Here is a 21,500-nt window from a genome sequence, read left to right as displayed (position 1 = left end):
CTCCTGTGTCGTGACGGGGGTTCCGGGTTCCGCGCGGGGCGGGGGACCGGCCGGAGGGTCCGGGCCGGGACCGGCCGGATCGGGGCCGGGATCAGGGGGTGCCGGCGGCCAGCGCCTCCAGCCGGGGCACCAGGGCGGCGGGGGCCGGGCGGGCCGCGTTCTCCCGGCCGATCCGGTCGGCGGTCGCGGCGAGCCCCGGGTCGTCGACGAGCCGGCGGAGGGCGTCGCGCAGCTCCTGCGGGGTGCTTCCCGGGCCGTCCAGGACCAGGCCGGCGCCCGCGGCGGCGATCCGGGCGCCGTTGCCGTACTGCTCGTCGGAGACCGCGACGGCGAGCTGCGGCACCCCGGCCGCCAGCGCGGTCATCGCCGACCCGGCGGCGCCGTTGTGGACCACCGCGTGACAGGCGGGCAGCAGGAGGTGCAGCGGGGTCTGCTCCAACAGCCGTACGTTCTCCGGGAGTCCGCCGATCCGGGCGGCGTCCTCGGCGGTCACGGCGAGCACGGCCTCGACGTCCGGGAGGCCGCGCAGGGCCTCGACCAGCCGGGGCACCAGGAAGGAGTCGGGGCCGTACACCCTGGTCACCGAGGTGCCCCAGACCACGCAGATCCGGCGCCGGCCGGCGGGCGGCAGCGGGTCGCGGAGCAGCCGGGCCGGCAGCCCGCCGGGCCCGTTGTACGGGACGAAGCGGGTCGCCAGCCGGGCGGCCCTGGTGGGCGGCGCGAGGGCGTCCGGGGTCGGGTCGACCAGGTGGCGGACCTCGGCGCCGGTGCCGCGCAGCTCGAAGCGGGCGAAGTCGGCGTCGATCCGTTCGGGCCGGTAGTCCATCCGGTCGTCGGTCTCGGCGTCGGCCACCAGGCCCCACAGGTGGGCCACCGCCGGGACACCGACCCGGTCGGCGACGACCCGCCCGTCCAGGCTCGCCAGGTCGTGCACCACCAGGTCCGGCCGCCAGCCGGTGGCCAGGTCCTCCAGCAGCCGCCTGCGGCGCTCCAGCCAGCGGGAGTTGAGCGCGGCGGCGCCGCGCAGGAAGCCGTCCAGGTCGAACTCGTCGAGGCTCCCCATCGGCCGGCCGGTCAGCGGGTGCACCGGCGGGAGGCCGCCGGCCCGGCTGAGGCCCTCGCGGGCGCGCAGGTGGTTGTTCATCCGCGCCTGCACCACGCCGGTGTTCTCCAGCAGCGGCAGCGGGACGAGCCCGGCCTGTTCGGCGGCCCTGGCCACCCCGGACGAGCAGAGCACCCGGACCTGGTGCCCGGCGGCCTGCAGCGCCCACCCGAGCGGCACCATCGGGTAGAGGTGTCCGGTCCAGTCCACCGTGGTGAACAGCACCCGCATCGGTCGGCTCCCCTTCCGTCGTGAGCGGGCCGCACCGGCCCCGTCCCACCTTCGGGGCGCCGGCTCGAACACCACTGGAGGGGCGGCTGCGGTGGGGACCGGGGGCCGAGGGGCTCGGGGGGAGGGGCCCTACCTCCAACCGGATTGCAGCAGGCTTCGAGGGCGGCTTCCTAGCGTCGGCCGCGGGTCCGGGCGTCCCCGCGTGGACCCGTCCGGGACGCATCACGAGGAGCTGTCACATGGAGATCATCGGACGGGGATTCATCGCCCAGCACGTGGCCGCGATCGCCGACCGGCACCCCGGCGTCCGGCTGCTCGCCGCCGGCGTCTCCCGGACCACCACGGCCGGGGAGGCCGACTTCCGGCGCGAACGGGAGCTGCTGGAGCGGGCGATCGAGGCCGGCCGCAGGGACGGCCGGCAGGTGGTGTTCCTCTCCACGGCGTCCTCCGGGGTGTACGCGGCCGAGGGCTGCGCGGGCCGCGAGGAGGAGGCCGTCCCGGCCACCCGCTACGCCCGGCACAAGCTGAGCCTGGAGCGGCTGCTGACCGGCTCCGGCGTGGACCACCTGGTGCTGCGGCTGTCCCACCTGGTCGGCGCGCACCAGCAGCCCTGGCAGCTGGTCCCCTCGCTGGTCGCGCAGCTGCGCACCGGGCGGGTGCGGCTGTGGCGGGAGGCGCGGCGGGACCTGCTGGACGTCCGCCACATGGTGTGGATCACCGACGCGCTGCTCACGGCCGGCGTGCGCGGCGAGGTGGTCAACGTGGCCTCGGGGCACCCGGTGCCGGTCGAGGAGATCGTCGCCCACCTGGCGCACCGGCTGGGGCTGTCCGCCGAGCCGGAGTGGGTGGACCGGGCCGACCCCGGGGTGATCAGCGTGGCGAAGCTGCACCGGCTGGCCCCCGGGGTGCGCGGGCTCGGCTTCGGCCCGGACTACTTCCGGGGTGTACTGGACGCCCGGCTGGCGGCGGACCACGGGGTGGCGAGCGGGCGCTGAGCGCTCCGCGCGGGCCGGCGCCGGTGCGGCGCGGACCCGCGCGGTCCGTTCAGCGCCGGGCCGCCGCCGCCAGCCGCAGGGTCGGCAGCAGGGCCGCCGGGGACGGCGCCCCGAGCATGTCGCGGCGCAGCCCGGCGGCCGCCTCGCGCGCCCCGGGGGTCAGCAGCTCGGCGAAGTGGGCGCCGAGCGACTCCGCGGTGGCGGTGGCCGCGTCGTCCCGGCGCACCGACGGGTAGCAGCCGAACTGCTCGGCGGAGAACCGCTGTTCGGGCGAACCGGGCAGCACCAGCTGCGGCACCCCGGCGAAGGAGGCGTGCAGCAGGGTGCCGTTCCCGCCGTGGTGGACCACCGCCGACGCGCCGCGCAGCACCGCCGACAGCGGCGCGCCGGCCACCGGCCGCACCTGCCCGGGCAGGCCGGTGAACTGCTGCTCCTCGCCCGGCCGGACGACCAGCAGCAGCTCCGCGTCCAGGTCCAGGGCGGCCCGCATCAGCGGGGAGCGGGTGAACTCCGAACCGCCCGCGAAGTGCTCCGAGCTGGTGGTGGTCCCGAAGGTCACCACCACCCGGGGCCGCTCCGGGGCGGCGTACAGCCACTCGGGCACCCGCCCGTACGGGCTGTGCGGGACGTAGCGGACGGCCGAGCGCCGCCGTCCGCGGACCGGCCAGGTGGCCGGCGGCGTCGGGTCGAGGGTCCACCAGTCAGGGTCGGCCGGGCGCTCCAGGCCGTACCGGGCGTAGAGCTCCCCGAAGGACTCCGGGAGGCGCTCGGTGAGGGTGGTGCCGCGCCCGACGATGTCCACGCCCCACAGGTAGCGGACCGCGAGGGCGCCCGTCACGGCCGCGGCGACCGGTGCGGCGAAGCAGGCCGGGTCCCACACCACGACGTCCGGACGCCACCGCCGGGTGAGCGCCACCAGGTCGTCCAGCATGGCCGCGGCGACCTCGCAGTAGGCCTGCTTGGGGTCGTAGCGCACCGCGCCGCCGCTGCCGCGGGCGCGGTCCAGCAGCTCCTGGTTGCGGCGGTCGAACCCGCCGGGCGGGCCGACCGGCACCACCGGCAGGCCGGAGCGGGCGGCGGTGGCGGCCAGCTCCGGCCCGGTGGCGACGCACACCTCGTGCCCGGCCGCCAGCGCGGCCCAGGCGAACGGCAGCATGGTGAAGTGGTGCGTGGGCACCGCCGAGGTGGCGAACAGCAGGCGCATGGCGGGGTTGTCCCTTCGGTGGGTGGCGGGTCAGTCCTGCGCCGCGACGCGTACGGCGTCCACCAGGTCGGCCTGGCGCAGCAGGTCCCGGTCGGAGGCGTCCCAGGCGGCGGGCCGCAGCGGGCCGCCGGCCGCGGCGAGGTCGTGGACGAAGGCGGCGGCGGTGTTGCGGAACTGGTGGTCCGCGGCGAGCCGTACGGTCTCCACGCCGTCCGGGCGTTCGATCCGGATGTCGACCTCCTGGTCGGCCGGCGGGGTGAACGCCCGGTCGACCACCATCCGGCCGGTGCTGCCCCAGAGTTCGTAGGCGTTGCGGTAGTGGTGCTCGAAGCCGAACGCGAGCTGCGCGGTGACCCCGTCGGGGGTGCCGAGCAGCGCGGCACCGGCCACGTCGACGCCGTCGGGGGCGGCGGTGCGCAGGTGGGCGCCGAGGACGCGCAGGTCGTCGCCGAGCAGGAGCCGGGCGGCCCGCACCGGGTAGACCCCGACGTCCAGCAGCGCGCCGCCGCCGAGCTCGGGGCGGTAGCGGACGTCCGTCGCCGGGAGCGGCGGGATGCCGAACACGGCGGTGAGGGAGCGGAGTTCGCCGATGGCGCCGTCGGCGACCAGTCGGCGGACCCGCTCGTGCCGGTGGTGGTGGGTGAACATCAGGTTCTCCCGGAGCAGCAGCCCGCGCTCGCGGGCCAGCGCGACCAGCTCGCGGGTGTGCCCGGCCGAGCCGGTGAGCGGCTTCTCGGCCAGCACGTGCTTGCCGGCCCGCAGCGCCCGGGCGACCCACTCGTGGTGCAGGCCGGTCGGCAGCGGCACGTACACCGCGTCCACGTCCGGACGCTCCAGCAGTTGCCGGTAGCCCTCGACGGGGGTGCCGCCGAAGCGCTCGGTGAACCGCTCGGCCGAGGCGCGCTCCCGGCTCGCCACCGCGGCCAGCTCCAGGCCCGGCACCTCCGCGAAGGCCGGCAGGGTGCGCCGCCAGGCGATGGAGGCGGTGCCGAGCACGCCGATCCGTACCGTCATCGCCGCACCGCCCACAGGCTGTGCAGCGAGGCGACCAGGCTGCGGGCCTGGACGTTGACGTAGTGGCTGTGCCGCAGCAGCTCGGTGAGCAGGCCGACCGGCACCCAGCGGAAGTCCGTGGACGCGGGAGGTTCGAAGGACTCGTCGACCTCGATCACCCGGTAGCGGTTCAGCGCGTGGTGGAAGCGCCCGCCCTCCTCGGAGAGCAGGGTGTCGTAGCGGATCGTCGCCGGGTCGGCGTTCACCGCCGCGGCCAGCAGCGGCGGCCAGGCCTCCGGCGGCAGCCCGGTGTAGTTGCCCGGCGTGGCCTGGACGGTCGGGGCCAGTTCGATGGTGTCGCGGTAGCCGGGCTCGACCCGGACGTGCAGCAGCGCCTGGAGCTCCCCGGCGACCCGCCGGACGTACATCGCGACCAGGCCGTCCTCGCACGGGGCGATCAGCGGCTGGGTCCAGGAGGCGACCTCGCGGCCGGTGGCGGCCACCGACACGGCGATCACCCGGAAGTACCGGCCCTCGTCGTGGGCGATCTCGGTGGCCGTCCGGTGCCAGCCCCGGATGTCGTCCAGCGGCACCCGGTGGGCCTCCAGGAAGTACCGGGTGCGGGCCTCGGTGAACCAGCTGAGCAGGTCGGCGTGGACCAGCGGCTCCGTCCCGGAGGGGTTCAGCGGGTCGGTGCCGGGCGGGGCGAACGGGACGCAGGCGAGCACCGTGCGGGCGTCCATGTTGACCAGGTTGTCGTGCGAGAGCAGTTCGAAGAGCTGGTGGAAGGTCATCCAGCAGTAGTCGGGCCCGATCTCGATGTCGTGCTCGACCTCCACGACCATGTTGCGGTTGCGCTTGCCGTGGAACCACGAGCCCTGCTCGGACTGCAGGACGTCCACCAGGACGCGGCTGCCGGGCACCCGGTCGAGGAAGTACTCCAGGTACGCGGTCGCCGAACCCCGGTGCGCCCGCGTGTAGTTGGAGCGGGTCGCCTGCACGGTCGGGGAGACCTGGAGCAGGTTGACGTTGCCCGGCTCCATCTTGGCGGACATCAGGCAGTGCAGGACGCCGTCGAACTCCTTGACCAGGATCCCGAGGATCCCGATCTCGGGCTGGTTGACGATGGGCTGCGACCACTCCTGCACGGGCCCGTAGTCGGTCTTCACCCGCAGGCCCTCGACGGTGAAGAACCGGCCGCTGGCGTGCGCCAGGTTCCCGGTCTCCGGCTGCGAGGTCCACTGGTCCAGGTCGGCGAAGGGGATCGGGGTGACGGCGAAGGTGTGCACGGCCATCCGGTCGGCCAGCCACGCGTGCACCTCCTCCGTCCGGTGCAGGCCGTGTCCGGCGGCGAGGGCCGAGGCGGTGAAGCGGGCGGTCGGGCCCCACGGTCCGGCCTGGGCGGGCGGCGGGGCCATACCTGCGATGGGTGTCACGGGACGTCCTCCCTGGTGCGCGCCGTTGCACGCGGGCGATGGTGAGTCGATGCTGCGGGCGGGGGATCGAGGACCGGTCGAGTGCGGGCGGGTGAACGGGTCGGCCGCCGGCCCGGTCGGACCGGCGGCCGACCGGGGCTCGGGACGGGCTCCGGTCACCGGCGCAGCGCGAACCGCTCCAGTTCGCCGGCCAGGTCGGCCGGGGTGGGCTGGTCGGCGTTGCCCGCGGCGATCTCCCGGGCGCGGGCCGCGAAGCCGCCGTCGGCCAGCAGCTCCCGGCACCGGTCGAGGACGTTCGCGGTGCTCAACTCGTCCGGCTGGAGCGAGAGTCCGGCCTTGGCCTCGACGATCCGGCGGGCGTTCTCGAACTGGTCGACCAGCTGCGGGGTGATCAGCTGCGGCAGGCCCGCCAGCGCCGTGGTCACGGTGGAACCGACCCCGCCGTGGTGCACCACCAGGTCGCAGCCGGGCAGCACCCCGCCCAGCGGGAGCCAGCCGGCCGCCCGGACGCCGTCCGGCAGCGGCCGCCACGCCTCGCTGAGGTCGTCGGCGACGCCGACCACCACCTCGACCCCGAGCGAGGGCAGCGCCTCGGTCCACTCGCGGAGCATGCCGCGGAAGTCCCGGCGCCCGTGGCGCGGCAGCACCCCGCCCAGCGTGACGAACACCCGGGGCTTGGAACGCTCGGCGTACACCCAGTCCGGCGCGCTGCCGGTGCCGTTGTACGGCACGTACCGCATCGGCAGGCCCTCGGGCTCCGGGCCGGTGCGCAGCCCCGGCGGGCAGGTGTCGATCCGCAGGTCCGGCAGGGGCAGCGCGGGCAGGCCCAGCCGGGCCAGCTCGGGGGCCAGCTCCAGTTCCACGAACGGCCGGAACTCGGGCATGCCCATGATGCCCCAGCCGTGCTCGACCCACGGGACCCCGTACCGGGCGGCCGCGAGCGGGCCGGCGAAGTCGTTCGGCTCGCAGATGACGAGGTCCGGCCGGAACGCCTCGACCAGGTCGAGCGTGCGGTCCAGCAGCAGGGCCGCCAGCCGGCCCCAGGCCCGACCGCCGTGCTCCTTGCGGTCGCGCGGGTCGCGCGGCGGGGCGACCGGGCGGCCCTCGCGGTCGTGCAGCATGAACCGGTCGAACTCCACCGGCGGGGCGAACCCGGCCGCGGACAGGCCGGTGCGGGCGATCGCGTCCGAGAACCCCTCGGGCGCGCTGACCAGCACCTCGTGGCCGAACGAACGCAGTGCCCAGGCCAGCGGCACCATCGGGAAGTAGTGCCCTTCCAGGGCCGAAGTGGTCACCAGTACACGCATGTCAGAACTCCTCGGGACGACGACCCGTCCTGACTATCAGCGGCCCTCATGGCCTCGGCCCGAGCGCGGCTGGAGAACCCGTGGAGCCTCGCTCTCGGCTGCCTGGCGCGGCCTTGACGGACCTTCTCCGGGCGTCGGCGACTGGCTAGATTCGCCGGGAAGGCCCCCGGCCGAACGGCGGGGGCGGGGTTCGCCGGCCCGGTCCGGGCCGGGCCAGGGGGAAGGACGGACGCGGCCATGGGGCGTCTCACCGGCAAGGTCGTACTCATCTCGGGCGCCGCCCGCGGCCAGGGGGCCGCCGAGGCGCGGCTGTTCGTGCGCGAGGGCGCCAAGGTCGTGCTCGCGGACATCCGGCACGAGGAGGGCCGGGCGCTGGCCGAGGAGCTCGGCCCGGACGCCCGCTACGGCGAACTGGACGTCCGCGACGAGGACGCCTGGCGCTCGGTGGTCACCCTGGCCAGGGACACCTATGGACGCCTCGACGCGCTGGTCAACAACGCCGGCATCGTCCGCCACCAGCCCCTGGAGCGAACCTCGTTGGCCGAGTACCGCGAGGTCGTGGAGGTCAACCAGATCGGCGTCTTCCTCGGCATCCGGTCGGTGGTCCCCGCGATGCGGGCGGCCGGCGGCGGCTCGATCGTCAACATCGCCTCGATCGGCGGCCTCTCCGGGATGCCCGCGATGTCGGCGTACTGCGCCACCAAGTTCGCGGTGGTCGGGATGTCCCGCTCGGCCGCGATGGAGCTCGGCCCGTCCGGCATCCGGGTCAACTCGATCTGCCCGGGGCACATCGACACCCCGATGAACGACCTGCCGATGCTGGACACCAAGTGGCTGACCCGCGGCCTGCCGCTGCGCCGCACCGGGACCGCCGAGGAGGTCGCCGCGCTGGCGCTGTTCCTGGCCGGTGACGAGTCCTCGTACTGCACCGGCTCGGAGTTCGTGGCCGACGGCGGCCGGCTGGCCGGCACCCCGCTGGTCTGACGCCGTCCGCGTGGACGCGGCCCACGGGCCCGCCGTCCGCGCCGGCGCAGCACTGAGGGCCCGCCCCCCGGTCAGGGGGCGGGCCCTCCGGCGCACCGGCTCAGGCGGGGGTCCCGCGCCGGTAGCAGAGGCGGGCCAGCAGGACGAAGCCCGCGGTCCAGGCCAGCAGGACCACCACGTCACTCGGGTGGAAGTCGCCACCCAGCGCGATGTTCTGGCTCAGGGAGGCCCAGCGGTTGGTCGGCAGCGCCTTCGCGACGTCCTTCAGCACGTCGGGGAACTGGTCGACCGGGATCCAGAGCCCGCCGAGGGCGGACAGCCCCAGCACGGTCGACATCACGGTCGGCCCGGCGGACTGCGGCGAGCTGGCGTAGCCGAGCGAGAGCGCCAGGACGGCGAAGGGCAGGCTGCCGATCCAGGTCAGCGCGCCGATGCTCAGCCAGGTGCCGAGGCTGAAGTCCAGGTGCTGGGTGTACGCGCCGACCGCGTACACCAGCACCGTCGAGGGCAGGCAGAGCAGCAGCCCGCCGGCCATCTTGGCGAGCACCACGCCGCGCGCCCCCAGCGGGGTGGTGCGCAGCAGGGCGGTCCAGCCGAGCGCCCGGTCGGCGGCGATGTTGCCGCCGTTGGTCACGGTGACCATGAGGGCCGCGTAGCAGGCCATCCCGATCATCGACAGGGTGTGCGCGCGGTCCGCCTCCGGACCGGGCGGCTGGCCGCCGATGGTGCCGAACAGCAGGTACAGCGCGACCGGCAGCAGGAGGGTCAGCACCAGGAAGCGCGGGTCGCGCTTGAGCCGCTGGAGCTCGAAGAGGAAGTAGTACGTCATGTCAGGCCTCCGGGTTCTCGGCGGCCGCGCCGGTGAGGGAGAGGAAGGCGTCCTCCAGGCTGCCGCCGGAGAGCTCCAGCTCGCGGACCGGGCCGCGGGTGGCGAGCAGCTCGTTGACGGTGGCGTCGGAGTCGGAGGTGCGCAGGTGGACGCGTTCGCCGTGGATCTCGACGCTCAGCACGCCGGGCAACCGGTCGAGGCCTTCCGAACTGTCCTCGCCGATCCGGAAACTGACGGTCCGGGTGGTGAACCGGTGCTTGATCTCCTCGCCGGTGGAGTCGGCGGCGAGCTTGCCCCGGGTCATCACGACGATCCGGTCGGCCGCGGCATCGGCCTCCTCCAGGTAGTGGGTGGAGAAGAGCACCGTGCGGCCGGAGGCGGCGAAGCGCCGGACGCCGCGCCAGAACAGCTGCCGGGCGTCGACGTCCAGGCCGACCGTCGGCTCGTCCATGACCAGCAGCTTCGGGTTGCCGGCCAGCGCGAAGGCGAAGCGGACCCGCTGCACCTGGCCGCCCGACAGGTTGTTGACCTTGCGGTCGAGCAGGTCGGTGAGGTCGGCCGTCTCGGCCAGTTCGGCCAGCGGCACCGGCGCGGGGTACAGGTTGCGGGCGAGGTTCAGCACCTCCCTGACCTTGGCGCTGTTCGGGTAGGCGCCCTGCTGGAGCATCGCCCCGATCAGGCCCTTGGACACCGCGACCGCGGGCTCGTGGCCGTACACGCGGACCGAGCCGGAGTCGGGGGTGAGCAGCCCGAGCAGGGTGTTCACGGTGGTGGACTTCCCGGACCCGTTCGGCCCGAGCAGGGCCACCGCGGTTCCGTGGGCGAGTTCGAGGTCCAGCCCGTCCACCGCCCGGACCTTGCCGTAGCTCTTGTGGAGTGCGGTGATGGTCACCGCTGCCTCGGTCTGTTGTGTCGGCATGTCAATCACCGTAGGTTTCCGGGCAGGCCGGGTAGTAGGGGTATCGGTCACCGATCGGCCGGGACAAATGTCCCGCCGCGCCGCTGTCGCCGGAGGCGGCGGAGGCGCCGTGCGCGGGATCAGGACTCCTGGCTCGGGTAGAAGTAGCTGAGCGGGGTCCGCTTCACCCAGGCCGGGACGGTGCCCTCGGCGTTCACGCCCTTCTGGACGAAGGCCAGGTTGTGGTAGCAGTGCAGGCCCACCACGTGCCGGTCGGTGTACGAAGGCCGGTGGCCGCGCGGCTGGTTGGCCTCCTGGTGCTCCAGCCCGTCCAGCAGCTCCTTGAGCAGCCCGATGCTGGTGCCGGCGCCGGCCCGGGTGCCGCTGGTGCCGCCGTACTGCGGCCAGTACGAGGTCTGGACGTCCTCGATCGCGTACCAGCCGCCGGGGCGCACGTACGGGAACAGCACCTGGAAGGAGGCCAGGATGTGCGCGTTCACGTGGCTGCCGTCGTCGATCACGATGTCGAACGGGCCGTGCTCCTCGGCGAAGCGGCGCAGGTACTCGGCGTCGTCCTGGCTGCCGACGTGGGTGCGGATCCGCGGCTCGTCCGAACCGGACTTGTCGTAGATGTCCAGGCCGTGGACGACCGCGCGCGGGAAGTAGCCGCGCCACATCCGCAGCGAGCCCCCGCCGGCGGCCGGGTCGGAGTAGCCGCCGATGCCGATCTCCAGGATCCGCAGGGGCTCGTGCCGCAGCGGGCCGAAGTGCCGGTCGTAGTGCTGGGCGTACCAGTGCCAGACGCCCCACTTGTCGCTGCCGTAGCGCAGCGCGAGGTCCCCGAGGTCGCGGTCGCGGGCGGCCATCGCGGTGTTCACCGCCTGGGCGGCCAGCGCGACCGGGTTGGGCCGGTCGGCCCGGCGCAGCGCCGAGGAGCCGATCCCGAACTCGCTCGGCTTCCCCTCGTCCTCCCCGGCCGCCTCGGCGCGGACGGTGACCGTCCGGGTGGCGATGCCGTCGAAGGAGGGCGGCCCGTAGACGCTGCGGGCCAGCGGGAGCGCCTCGGTCTCGATCACGGCGCAGCCCTCGGCGGCGTTGCCGCGCTCGTGGTGGGCGCCCTGGGCGGAGACGGTGATCAGGAACTCCGCGGCCTCCTCGCCGTGGACCACCCGCACGCCGACCGGGATCGCCCGGTCCAGCGGCAGCAGGTCGCACCGGCCGGCCGTCTCGGCGACCAGGGCCTCGGCGAAGGCGGCCAGCCCGTGCTCGTGGATCAGGCGGAGCAGATCCGCCTCCCGGGCGGTCGCGGCGAGGATCAGCGACTCCACGGGGAATGCGGTCGGTTCGGTGGTCATGCGCGCCTCTCCAGGTGTGGGCTCGGGGACAGGGACAGCGTTTCGGGCCGTCTTCGGGTCCGGGTTGAGGCCTGCTGGAGATCCGGCGGGATCCCGCCGGGGGGCGCACGGGGTCCGTACGGGGTCCGTACGGGGTTCACGCGGGGCGGAACGGGGGTTCGCAGGGGCCGTACGACGCGCGCCGCCGTGCCCGGGGGGCAAGGCGGCGCGGGGCGGACGGGCGGCTGCCCGGTCAGGCCGGGTCCGGAGCCGGTCCCGGACGGCCGGCGGCCGGCTCGGGGGCGTCCGGGCGGACCAGGAAGGGTTCGAGCAGCTCGGGGCTCAGCCCGAGCACCACCGCCATCGCCTGCCGGTCGGTCAGGTCCTGGGCGGACAGCTTCTGGTGGCCCGCCGCGGTGGTCGCGGTGAGGGTGACCAGCCCGGCCCGGCGCTGGAAGGGCGAGCGGCGCAGGTTCCAGCCGATGACGCCCGCGCCGTCCAGCGCGTGCCGGCGGCGCACCAGCGAGCCGCGCCGGACCACCAGGGTCCGCCCGGCCAGGGCGTGGCCGAGCCCGCGGACCCGGTCCGCCGCGAGCAGCAGCGCGAGCGGCAGCAGCACCGCGGGCAGCGGTCGGGCCCACTCCGGGGCGAGCCACAGCACGAGTGCGGACAGCACCGCCCAGCCGCCCAGCGCCCGGGTGTACCGGCGCCGTCGGGCCGCCGGGGCCGGGCGCTCCAGCGGCCCGTCCGCGGCGGTCGGTTCGGAGAGCAGCGCCCGGGCGGCGGCCAGCACCTCGGCCACCGGTGCCGGGGGCACCAGCAGCGAGCCGCCGCGTTCCGCGCCCCGGCCGACCCGCAGGCCGGTGGTGATGCCGATGCACCGGGCGCCGCCGGCCAGCCGCAGCAGCAGTGGTTCGCTGATCTCGACGCCCCGCAGCCGGGCCTCGTCGATCGCGATGACCCGGCGGCTGACCAGCCCCCGGGAGACCTGGAGCACCCCGGTCGGCGTCCGGACCAGCCGGAACCGCCAGAACACCAGGAGGTGGCCGACCGTGGACAGCGCGGCGACCGCCAGCAGGCAGGCGAGCGCCAGGACGGCGACCCGGACCGGCACCGCGAGCCCGTCGACGGCGTCGACCACGGCGGAGACGGCCGGCAGGCGGCCCGGGTCGATCCGCGAGTCGGTGAGCGTGCGCAGTGCCAGGGTCAGCAGGGTGCCGGCGATCAGCACCCCGGACAGGCCGTACGGGCCCATCCGCAGCCAGCCCGGCCGCCAGTCGGCCAGCACCGTGCCCTCGGGGTCGGCGGCCCGTGCCGGTGCGGCCGGTGCGGTGGCCGGCGCACCGGCGGGATCGGTGACGGGTGCGGTGGCAGGGGCCGCGGGCGCTTCCCGTGCGCGGCCGAGGAGTTCGTCCCGCAGCCCGGCGGCGGCGGTGTGCGAGAGCGAGTCCAGCCGCAGCCCCTCGCCCTTGCGGTCGGACTGCCCGGTGCCGATGGTGATCCTGGTCAGGCCGAGCAGCCGGTGCACCGGCGGGGCGCTGAGGTCCACCGAGCGCACCCGGTCCCGGGGGACGCTCACCACGCTGCGGCGCAGCACCCCGCGCCGGACCATGATCCGGCGGGGCGTCACCCGGTACCCGGTGGTGGCCCAGCGCGCGATGCCGAGCAGCAGCACCAGGGCGGTCGCCCCGAACGCCCACAGTGGCCGGTGCTCGCCGTCCCGGTTGAGGAGGAGCACCATGAGCAGTCCCGGGAGCGCGCGGACCAGCTCCTGCACCGGGTGGATGACGAGCATCCGGCGGTCGAGCCGCTGCCAGTGCTCGGGGTCGGCCGCCGCGGCCGGGCGGGTGGTCTCCCCGGTCACGTGGCGTCGTCCTCGCCGCGCTGCGCCGCCTCGGTCAGCCGGTCGACCAGCCGCTGGGCCTCGGTCCGGTCCAGGCCGTGGACGCGCAGCGGTCCGGCCGCCGACGCCGTGGTGACGGTGACGTTGGCCAGGTCGAACAGCGCCTCCAGCGGGCCCCGGTGGGAGTCCACGGTCTGGATCCGGGACAGCGGGGCGATCCGCTGCTCCTGGCTGAACCAGCCGTACTGGAGGTACATCGCCTCGGGCGTGGCCTCCCAGCGGTGCACGCGGTACCGCCAGCGCGGCATCACCGCGAGGTGGGCCGCCGCGAGCACCGCGACGGCCGCCGGGACCCAGCCGGGCACCGGGCCGGCCAGGGCCGCGGCCGTCGCGCCGGCGAGCGGGAGCAGCCAGGCCAGGGCCGCCTTGGCCGTCCAGTAGCGGACGGCCCGTGGGCTGACCAGGTGGCGCGGCGGTCGCAGCACCGGCTCGGCGTGGGTGGGGCTCATCGGGTCTCCTCGGTCCGCCGGTGCCGGGAAGCCGGACGCACCGGCATCGATCAGGCGTGCTTCAGGGCGAACTCACGGACGGAATCCGCGACGTAGTCAAGCATTTCAGAGGTGAGCCCCGGGTACACCCCGACCCAGAACGTGTGCTCGGTGACGATGTCGCTGTTGCGCAGGTCGCCGACGACGCGGAACTCCCGGTCCTGGTAGGCCGGGTGGCGGGTCAGGTTGCCGCCGAACAGCTGGCGGGTGCCGATCCGCCGGGACTCCAGGAAGTCGACCAGGCCGGACTTGGTGAACCCGGCCCCGGGGTCGACGGTGATGACGAAGCCGAACCAGCTCGGGTCGGAGCCCGGGGTGGGCTCGGGCAGCAGCAGGCCGGGGACGCCGTCCAGGGCGGTGCGCAGGTGCTGCCAGTTGCGCCGGCGCGCCTCGCTGAACTCGGGCAGTTTGCGCAGCTGGCTGAGCCCGAGCGCGGCCTGGAGGTCGGTCGACTTCAGGTTGTACCCGACGTGCGAGAACGTGTACTTGTGGTCGTAGCCCTTGGGCAGCGTGCCCAGCTGGTACTCGAAGCGCTTCAGGCAGCGGTTGTCCTCGCCGGGCTCGCACCAGCAGTCCCGGCCCCAGTCGCGGAACGACTCGATGATCCGGGCGAGCGGCAGGTTGTTGGTCAGCACGCAGCCGCCCTCGCCCATGGTGAGGTGGTGCGCCGGGTAGAAGCTGACCGTCGACACGTCGCCGAAGCTGCCGCAGGGCTTGCCCTGGTAGAGCGAGCCGACCGCGTCGCAGTTGTCCTCGATGAGGAAGAGGTCGCGCTGCTTGGCCAGTTCGGCGACCTCGGCCACCGGGAACGGGTTGCCCAGCGAGTGGGCGATCATGATGGCCCGGGTGCGGGGGCCGATGGCTTCCTCGATCTGCGCCAACGAGGCGTTGTAGGTGCCGAGTTCGACATCCACGAAGACCGGGACGAGCTGGTTCTGCAGGATCGGGTTGACGGTCGTCGGGAAGCCGGCGGCGACGGTGATCACCTCGTCGCCGGGCTTCAGCCGCATGTCGCCCAGCTGCGGTGAGGTCAGCGCGCTGAGGGCCAGCAGGTTGGCGGACGAACCGGAGTTGGTGAGGTGCGCCTTGCGCATGCCCATGGTGCGGGCGAAGGCCGACTCGAACCGGCGCGAGTGCACCCCGGCGGCGATCCGCATGTCCAGGGCGGCCTCGACGAGCGCGACCCGGTCGTCCTCGTCCAGCACGGCACCCGAGGACAGGACCGGGGTCACTCCCGGGACGAACTCCTTCTCCTGCGAGTGCTCCTGGTGGTACTTGCGCACTTCCTCCAGCAGCAGGTCCTTCGAACGGGCGGTCATGCCTGCCTCCATCAAGTGGGAAGTTCCGGTCGGGTGGGCGACCTCGCGGTACCGCACCGGTCAGAGCGTGCTGCCCGGACCTTGAGAAACCGTCGAGTGTGGGCCGAAAACGACGGAGTGCCAGAGGTCGGCGAGCGACGCGGTCACGGACCTGCGGGGATGCCAGCCGAGCAGCCGCGCGGCGAGCGCGACGTCGAGCTGCTGCCAGTCCATCGAGCGGCTGCGGGTGCCCTCCTGCTCGCCCCGTTCCACCACCCGGGCCGGCACCCCGCTGATCCGCACCAGCTCGGCGACCAGCTCCCGGACCCCGGTGGCGGCGCCGCTGCCGATGTTGACGATCCGGCCGACGGCCCCGTCGGCCCCGGCCGCGCACAGCACCGCCGCGCCCACGTCCCGGGCGTCGACGAAGTCCCGTCTGGCGATCAGCGGGCTGAGCTCCAGGACGGCCTCGGTGCCGTCCCGCCGCGCCTGCGCCAGCCGGGCCGCGACCAGGCCGGGCAGGCTCCCGGTGGGCGCCCCCGGGCCCAGCACGTTGGAGACGCGCAGCACCACGGCCGGGACGCCGCGGGCCGCCAGGACCGTCCGGGTGCCCTGCAGCTTGGTCCGGCCGTACGGGGTCTCCGGGCGCTCGGGGCGGTCCTCGGCGATCGGCTCCCCGTCCGGGGTCGGCCCGTACTCGTGCACCGAGCCGAGCTGGACCAGCCGGGGCGGGGCCGGCCGGGCGGCCGCGGCGGTGACCAGGGAGGTCACCAGCCCGGCGTTGTCCCGGGCCATCCGTTCGGGGTCGGGCTGCCAGACCGTGCCGGCCGCGTTGACCACCAGGTCGGGCCGCTCGGTGTCGAACAGCGCGCCCAGGGCGGCGGGGGTGGACCCGGCCAGGACCCGGTAGCCGGTGTCCGGCGGGGGAGCGGCGGCCCCGGCGGGCCGGCGGCCCACCGCGAGGGTGCGGTAGCCGTCCCCGGCGAGGGCGGCGCAGACGTGCCGTCCGACGAAGCCCGTCCCGCCGAGGACGAGCGCGGTGCGGGCGCTCACCGGGCGGCGGCCAGGTCGAGCAGGCGCGGCACCAGGTCGGCGGGGGCCGGCCGGGCCAGCGCCTCCTCCCGCAGGGCCCGGGCCCGTTCCCGGTGCGCCGGCTCGACCAGCAGCCGGGCGACCCGGTCGGCGACCGCCGCCGGGTCGGCGTCGAAGCCGTCCAGCCGGAAGCCGGCCCCCGCGGCGGTCAGCCGGGCGCTGTTCATCCGCTGCTCGGCGGAGAACGGCAGGGCGAGCTGCGGCACCCCGGCGGCCATCGCCGTCATCCCGGTGCCGCCGCTGCCGTAGTGGACGACGGCGTCACAGGTCGGCAGCAGCAGCTTCAGCGGGCACCAGCGGTCGAGGACCCGCACCCCCGGGCGCCCGGCCGCCAGGCCGGTCCGGTCGGCGTCGGCCGCGGTGATCACCACCTCGGTGTCCGCTCCGGCCAGGGCGCGCAGCAGGTCCGGCACCAGGAAGGCCCGGCTGCCGTAGATCCCCGACACCGAGGTGCCCCAGGCGATCAGCACCCGGGGCCGGCCGCCGTCCGGCCGCGCACCGGCCCACGGCGGTGCGTCGCCGGGCCCGTTGTACGGCACGTAGCGGACCGGCAGGGCGGGCCGCAGGGTCCGGGGCGCGGCGCTCGGCGGGCACGGGTCCAGCACCGCGTCGATCAGCCCGGCGCCCATCGGCGGCAGGCCGTACCGGGCGAAGGAGTCGCTGTGGTCCTCCAGCACGATGTCCAGGCCGGGCTCGGTCTCGTCGGTGCCGACCAGGCCGAAGAGCTGGCAGACCACCGGGACGTCCAGCAGCCGCCCGGCCAGCACGCCCTCCACGTTCTGCGGCTCGGTCACCACGAGGCCGGGCCGCCAGTCCCGGGCGAACTCCGCGATCCGGTCGCAACTGTCGCGCATCGTCCGCAGGTTGGCGTCGCGGTGGACGGCGCGGTAGGCGGCGAAGTCGAAGTCCTCCAGCCGGTCCATCGGCGCCGCGGTGACCGGGTGGAGCAGTTCGCCGGGCTCGACCGGCCGCTGCCGGGCGGCGAACTCCCAGTACCGGGCCAGCCGGGTCTTGAACGCGGGGTCGGGGCCGCCGAGCAGCGGCACCGGGACCAGGCCCGACCGCCGGACCACCGGCACCAGGGAGGGCGCGCACGCCACCCGGACCTCGTGGCCGGCGGACTGCAGGGCCCACCCGAGCGGGACCATCGGGAAGAAGTGCGTCGGCCACTCCGACGTCGTGAACAGTACGCGCATGGCGGCCGAGCCTTCCGGTGGCCGCTGGAGTCCCGCTCCAGCCCGGATCGAGGTCGCCCGCCCGGCCGGGTCCTACCCAGGCTCCAGCGGGACTGCACCGGCCCCGGCGAGGGTGTCGCCGGAATCGGAGCGGTGCCGTCGGACAGGAAGCGGTGGGACGTGAACGGGAAGCAGGGGCCCGCGGGGCCGGGCGGCGAGGGCCTGAGCCGCGAGCGGCTCTTCGGCATGATGGCCGGGTTCAAGGCCACCGCCGCGCTGCGGGCCGCCATCGACCTGCGGATCTTCGACGAACTCGACGACGGGCCGCTGGACGCGGCGGGCGTCGCGGCCCGGCTGGGCGCGGACGGGCGGGGCGTCCGGCTGATGCTGCGCGCGCTCACCGGGCTCGGCCTGCTGACCGCGCTCGGGGACGGCCGGTACGCGCTCGCGCCGGGGACGGCGGAACTGCTGGTCACCACGTCGCCCGGGTACTGCGGCGGCATCGTCGACGTGGCGGCCGGGGACGTCGAGTGGCGGGCGCTCGGCGACCTCGCCGGCACCGTCCGTACCGGCGGGCCGGTGCCCGGGGCCGACGCGCTGGCACCCGGCTTCCCGTTCTGGGTCGACTTCGCCCGGCACACCACCTTCGTCACCGAGCGGGTCGCCGACGTCGTCGCCGAGGAACTCGCGGGCTTCGCCGCCGACCGCCCCGGACTGCGCGTCCTGGAGGTCGGCTGCGGGCACGGCGTCACCGGCTTCGAACTGGCCGCCCGGCACCCGGGGGCCCGCGTCTGGGCCCAGGACTGGCCGGAGGTGCTGGCCGCCGCCCGCGGGCACGCCGAGCGCCGGGGCGTCGCCGACCGGGTGGCCTACCTGCCGGGGGACGCCTTCACCGTGCCGCTCGGCGGCCCGTACGACGTCGTGGTGGCGGCCAACCTGCTGTTCCACTTCGACCGGGCGCGGTCCGCGCGGCTGCTGGAGCGGCTCACCGGGGTGCTCGCCCCGGGCGGCCGGCTGGTGGTCGCCGGGTTCGCCCCGGAGGACGGCCGGGAGCGGGAGCAGGTCCAGGCCCACCTGCTCGGGCTGCTGCTGCTCTCCACCACCCCGGGCGGCGAGCCCTACTCGCCGGACGACTACCGCGAACTGCTCACCGGGGCGGGGCTGGTGGACGTCGAGCTGCACACCCGGCCCGGGCTGCTCCCGGTCGCGCTGACCGCCCGGCGGCCCTGACGGCCCGTGCCGCTCCGCGCCGCCCGGCGGGCTCCGGCCCGCCGGGCGTCGTCGTCGTTGCGTGGCGTCGTCGTTGCGTGGCCGCGTCGTTGCGCGGGCCGGCCGCTCGCGTGGGCCGGCCGCTCCCGGTTCAGAGCCAGCCGTTCGCCATCGCCGCCCGGGCCGCCTCGTAGCGGTTGGCCGTGCCGGTCTTCTGGATCGCCGAGGACAGGTAGTTGCGCACCGTCTTCTCGGAGAGGTGCACCTTGGCCGAGATGGCGGCCACCGGGGCGCCCTGCGCGGCGGCCAGCAGCACGCCGCGTTCGCGCTCGGTCAGCGGGTTGGGCCGGGCCCGCATCGCCGAGGCGGCCAGCTCCGGGTCGATCACGGTCTCGCCCGCGTGCACCCGGCGGATCGTCTCGGCGAGTTCGTCCACCGGGCGGTCCTTGCCGACGAAGCCGCTGGCTCCCGCCTCCATCGCCCGCTGGAGGTAGCCGGGCCGCCCGTAGATCGTCACGATCACGGTCCGGCACTCCGGCCGGGCCCGCGCCAGCTCGGCGGCCGCGTCCAGTCCGCTGCGGCCGGGCATCTCGATGTCGAGCAGCGCGACGTCCGCCCGGCTCTCCACGGCGGCGGTCACCACCTCGGTGCCGTTGCCGACCTGCCCGACGACCTCCAGGTCGGGTTCGAGGTCCAGCAGCCGGGCGATGGCGTTGCGGACCATCACCTGGTCCTCCGCCAGCAGGACGCGGATCACGACGCCTCCTGACCGACGCCGGCCAGCGGCAGGACGACCCGCAGCCGGAACCCGCCGGCCGGGCCGGGCCCCGCGCTGAGCCGCCCGCCGAGCAGGGCGATCCGCTCGGAGAGCCCGGCCAGGCCGTTGCCGCCGGCGCCCTGGGGCGGGCGGACCGGCCCGGTCCCGTTGTCCCGGACCTCCAGCTCCGCCGCGCCGTCCACCAGGCCCACCGTGATGTCGCAGTGGTCCGCGCCGCTGTGCCGCACGATGTTGGTCACGCCCTCTCTGATCACCCAGCTGAACGCGGACTCCACCGCGCTCGGCAGCGGGTTGGCCTCCGACCGGATCCGTACCGCGACGCCGACGTCGGCCAGGTAGCTCCGGGCGCTGTCGATCGCCGCCGTCAGGGTGTGCTCACGGTAGCCGGTGACCGCCTGACGGACCTGCTCGATGGCCTCCCGGCCGATCCGTTCGATCTCCTCCGCCTCGGCCAGCACGTCCGCGGCGCGCCGGTCCCACGGTTCGGGGGCCCCGCGCTGGACCCGCCGGATGTACTCGGCCTTGAGCACGATGTTCAGCAGCGTGTGCCCGAGCAGGTCGTGCAGGTCGCGGGAGATCCGCAGCCGCTCCTCGACCACCGCCTGCCCGGCCAGCCGCAGCCGGGTCGAGCGCAGGTCGGCGATCAGCGTCAGCATCCTGCGGTAGGTGGCCACGGCCAGGCCCGCAGCCAGCGTCATCACGACGGCCGAGGTGGTCTCGGCGGGCTCCACCCGCCGGGCCACCACGGTGGCGAGCAGCACCGGCGCCGCGACCGAGCCGAACAGCAGCCGTTCCGGGACGGCGAGGCTCACGGCCGCGGCCAGGTACGGCATCGCGACGATCCACTTGTCGTCCAGCAGCAGCGGCAGCGCCGTGGCGCCCGCCGCGAGGAAGCCGCACAGCCAGCACCGCAGCGTCCGGCTCAGCCGGTCGGTGTGGAACGACCAGGTGACCAGCGTGTGGGCGGCGCCGAAGCCGAGCACGCCCAGCACGGCCAGCAGGTCCTGGCCGCGCGACGGGTACGAGCTGACCGGCGGCGCCAGGCCGATCAGCGGGACGAGCCAGCCGAGCGAGCCCAGCAGCAGGCCCCACCGGCTGCGCGGCCCGCCCGGGTCGGGCCCGAACACGCCCAGCAGCCCGGCGCCCGGCACCGTCAGGACCGGTTCGTCACCGGTCGTCCTCCACCCCATGGAAGTCCCCCTCCTCCGTCGCCCCGCGGCTCCGTCACCCCGTCCGCCCGTCCGCCTGCCCGTTCGGACCCGGTCCGTCGGGGTGCTCCGCGATCTTCGAACCGCCCTGGACCCACATTCGAGGTGCCCGCCATAGCGTGCACTTGCCCGACGGTGAACGTCCGCCGCCCAGGGGCGTGGGCTGGAAGACAAGGAGCTGTCTGATGGAGATTATCGGCCGGGGATTCATCGCCCGTAACCTTGAGCCGCTTGCCGCCTCCCACCCCGACGCGCTGATCCTGGCCGCCGGCGTGTCCAGTACCGCGGGTACCTCGGAGGTGGAGTTCCGGCGCGAGGCGGAGCTGCTGGAGTCCGCGCTCGCCAAGGCCACCGCCGACGGACGCCGGCTGGTGTTCTTCTCGACGGCGTCCTCGGGCGTCTACGGCGCACCCGGGTGCGGCGGCCGCGAGGACGAGCCGGTGGTGGCGAGCACGCCCTACGCGGCGCACAAGCTCGGCCTGGAGGAGACCGTCCGGGAGTCCGGCGCGGACCACCTGATCCTGCGGCTGAGCCACCTGGTGGGCGAGCACCAGCGCGGCCACCAGCTGATTCCCGCGCTGGTGGCGCAGATCCGGGGCGGCGTCGTCCAGGTGCGCAGCGGCGCCAGCCGCGACCTGCTGGACGTGGCCGACATGGTGCGGATCCTCGACGTGCTGCTGGAGACGGGGGTGAGCCGCCAGGTGGTGAACGTGGCGTCCGGCCACCCGGTGCCGATCGAGGCGGTCCTCGACCATCTCGAACTCTCCCTGGGCCTGCGCGCGAACCGCGAGGTCACCGAGTCCACCCCCGGGAACGGGTACGTCAGCACCGACCGGCTGGCCCGACTGGTGCCCGGGCTCTCCGGGTTGGGCTTCGGCCCGGACTACTACCGGCGCGTCATCGGTGCCCGGCTGCTGGCCGGCCTGGTCGGGCGCTCGGCCGACCGGGCCTGAACCAGAGGGCCCGGGACCGGACGTCGACCGCCGGTCCGGTACCCGGACGACCGCCGCCGGCGGGACCGCGCACCGCGCGGCCC

General features: G+C 75.3%; 19 protein-coding genes. 4 read left to right on the top strand and 15 right to left on the bottom strand.

Annotated elements, in window-relative coordinates; translation table 11 throughout:
- Positions 1-91: 91 nt before the first annotated feature.
- Entirely contained in the window at positions 92-1,333 is a 1,242-nt protein-coding gene (locus ACFQ6N_RS01715; RefSeq protein ID WP_380646174.1) for a nucleotide disphospho-sugar-binding domain-containing protein, read from the bottom strand.
- A 239-nt stretch (positions 1,334-1,572) separates the two neighbouring features.
- Here ACFQ6N_RS01715 and ACFQ6N_RS01710 point away from each other — a divergent pair, with 239 nt between their 5' ends.
- Complete coding sequence (locus ACFQ6N_RS01710) at positions 1,573-2,328, top strand: NAD-dependent epimerase/dehydratase family protein (protein WP_380646173.1); 756 nt, start codon at positions 1,573-1,575, stop codon at positions 2,326-2,328.
- A 49-nt stretch (positions 2,329-2,377) separates the two neighbouring features.
- On the opposite strand, the gene ACFQ6N_RS01705 is transcribed toward ACFQ6N_RS01710, so the two are convergent.
- The 4 genes from ACFQ6N_RS01705 to ACFQ6N_RS01690 all read right to left on the bottom strand — a co-directional run bounded on the left by ACFQ6N_RS01705 (position 2,378) and on the right by ACFQ6N_RS01690 (position 7,268).
- On the bottom strand, positions 2,378-3,532 hold the full coding sequence (locus ACFQ6N_RS01705; protein WP_380646172.1) for a nucleotide disphospho-sugar-binding domain-containing protein: 1,155 nt from the start codon (positions 3,530-3,532) through the stop codon (positions 2,378-2,380).
- 30 nt (positions 3,533-3,562) lie between these two features.
- Complete coding sequence (locus tag ACFQ6N_RS01700; protein WP_380646171.1) at positions 3,563-4,546, bottom strand: Gfo/Idh/MocA family protein; 984 nt, start codon at positions 4,544-4,546, stop codon at positions 3,563-3,565.
- Positions 4,543-5,961, bottom strand: a complete 1,419-nt coding sequence (locus ACFQ6N_RS01695; RefSeq protein WP_380646169.1) for an NDP-hexose 2,3-dehydratase family protein — start codon at positions 5,959-5,961, stop codon at positions 4,543-4,545. The genes ACFQ6N_RS01700 and ACFQ6N_RS01695 overlap by 4 nt, the downstream gene beginning before the upstream one ends.
- A gap of 155 nt (positions 5,962-6,116) precedes the next feature.
- Positions 6,117-7,268 (bottom strand): nucleotide disphospho-sugar-binding domain-containing protein, encoded by a 1,152-nt coding sequence (locus ACFQ6N_RS01690; protein WP_380646168.1) that lies wholly within the window; start codon positions 7,266-7,268, stop codon positions 6,117-6,119.
- Positions 7,269-7,505: 237 nt separating this feature from the next.
- Here ACFQ6N_RS01690 and ACFQ6N_RS01685 point away from each other — a divergent pair, with 237 nt between their 5' ends.
- Positions 7,506-8,252: an SDR family NAD(P)-dependent oxidoreductase gene (locus tag ACFQ6N_RS01685; protein WP_380646167.1), complete on the top strand. Its 747-nt coding sequence runs from the start codon at positions 7,506-7,508 to the stop codon at positions 8,250-8,252.
- A gap of 100 nt (positions 8,253-8,352) precedes the next feature.
- Here the strand turns inward: ACFQ6N_RS01685 and ACFQ6N_RS01680 are convergent, their stop codons facing one another.
- From ACFQ6N_RS01680 to ACFQ6N_RS01645, 8 genes are all read right to left on the bottom strand, one after another.
- Entirely contained in the window at positions 8,353-9,081 is a 729-nt protein-coding gene (locus ACFQ6N_RS01680) for an ABC transporter permease (RefSeq protein WP_380646166.1), read from the bottom strand.
- Position 9,082: 1 nt separating this feature from the next.
- The gene (locus ACFQ6N_RS01675) at positions 9,083-10,000 is read right to left on the bottom strand and encodes an ATP-binding cassette domain-containing protein (protein ID WP_380646165.1); all 918 of its coding nucleotides are present in this window, start codon (positions 9,998-10,000) and stop codon (positions 9,083-9,085) included.
- A 119-nt stretch (positions 10,001-10,119) separates the two neighbouring features.
- Positions 10,120-11,334: a hypothetical protein gene (locus ACFQ6N_RS01670; RefSeq protein ID WP_380646164.1), complete on the bottom strand. Its 1,215-nt coding sequence runs from the start codon at positions 11,332-11,334 to the stop codon at positions 10,120-10,122.
- A gap of 232 nt (positions 11,335-11,566) precedes the next feature.
- Positions 11,567-13,177: a PH domain-containing protein gene (locus ACFQ6N_RS01665; RefSeq protein ID WP_380646163.1), complete on the bottom strand. Its 1,611-nt coding sequence runs from the start codon at positions 13,175-13,177 to the stop codon at positions 11,567-11,569.
- Complete coding sequence (locus tag ACFQ6N_RS01660) at positions 13,174-13,665, bottom strand: PH domain-containing protein (protein WP_380646162.1); 492 nt, start codon at positions 13,663-13,665, stop codon at positions 13,174-13,176. The genes ACFQ6N_RS01665 and ACFQ6N_RS01660 overlap by 4 nt, the downstream gene beginning before the upstream one ends.
- Positions 13,666-13,715: 50 nt before the next feature.
- Positions 13,716-15,023, bottom strand: coding sequence for a lipopolysaccharide biosynthesis protein RfbH (gene rfbH / locus ACFQ6N_RS01655; RefSeq protein ID WP_380646161.1), 1,308 nt, complete (start codon positions 15,021-15,023; stop codon positions 13,716-13,718).
- Between the two features lie 60 nt (positions 15,024-15,083).
- Entirely contained in the window at positions 15,084-16,055 is a 972-nt protein-coding gene (locus ACFQ6N_RS01650) for an NAD-dependent epimerase/dehydratase family protein (RefSeq protein WP_380646160.1), read from the bottom strand.
- Entirely contained in the window at positions 16,052-17,290 is a 1,239-nt protein-coding gene (locus ACFQ6N_RS01645; protein ID WP_380646159.1) for a nucleotide disphospho-sugar-binding domain-containing protein, read from the bottom strand. Before ACFQ6N_RS01645 ends, ACFQ6N_RS01650 begins: the two co-directional genes overlap by 4 nt.
- A gap of 159 nt (positions 17,291-17,449) precedes the next feature.
- Between ACFQ6N_RS01645 and ACFQ6N_RS01640 the strand changes: the two genes are divergently transcribed.
- Positions 17,450-18,499 (top strand): methyltransferase, encoded by a 1,050-nt coding sequence (locus ACFQ6N_RS01640; protein ID WP_380646158.1) that lies wholly within the window; start codon positions 17,450-17,452, stop codon positions 18,497-18,499.
- Positions 18,500-18,629: 130 nt separating this feature from the next.
- On the opposite strand, the gene ACFQ6N_RS01635 is transcribed toward ACFQ6N_RS01640, so the two are convergent.
- On the bottom strand, positions 18,630-19,235 hold the full coding sequence (locus tag ACFQ6N_RS01635) for a response regulator (RefSeq protein WP_380646157.1): 606 nt from the start codon (positions 19,233-19,235) through the stop codon (positions 18,630-18,632).
- Positions 19,232-20,446, bottom strand: coding sequence for a sensor histidine kinase (locus ACFQ6N_RS01630; protein WP_380646156.1), 1,215 nt, complete (start codon positions 20,444-20,446; stop codon positions 19,232-19,234). Before ACFQ6N_RS01630 ends, ACFQ6N_RS01635 begins: the two co-directional genes overlap by 4 nt.
- A 203-nt stretch (positions 20,447-20,649) precedes the next feature.
- Between ACFQ6N_RS01630 and ACFQ6N_RS01625 the strand changes: the two genes are divergently transcribed.
- Positions 20,650-21,417, top strand: coding sequence for an NAD-dependent epimerase/dehydratase family protein (locus ACFQ6N_RS01625; protein ID WP_380646155.1), 768 nt, complete (start codon positions 20,650-20,652; stop codon positions 21,415-21,417).
- The last annotated feature ends 83 nt before the right edge of the window (positions 21,418-21,500 follow it).

Origin of the sequence: Kitasatospora sp. NPDC056446 (assembly GCF_042796115.1) — a bacterium.
Taxonomy (GTDB): Bacteria; Actinomycetota; Actinomycetes; order Streptomycetales; family Streptomycetaceae; genus Kitasatospora.
This window is presented reverse-complemented; position numbering and strand designations above follow the sequence as displayed.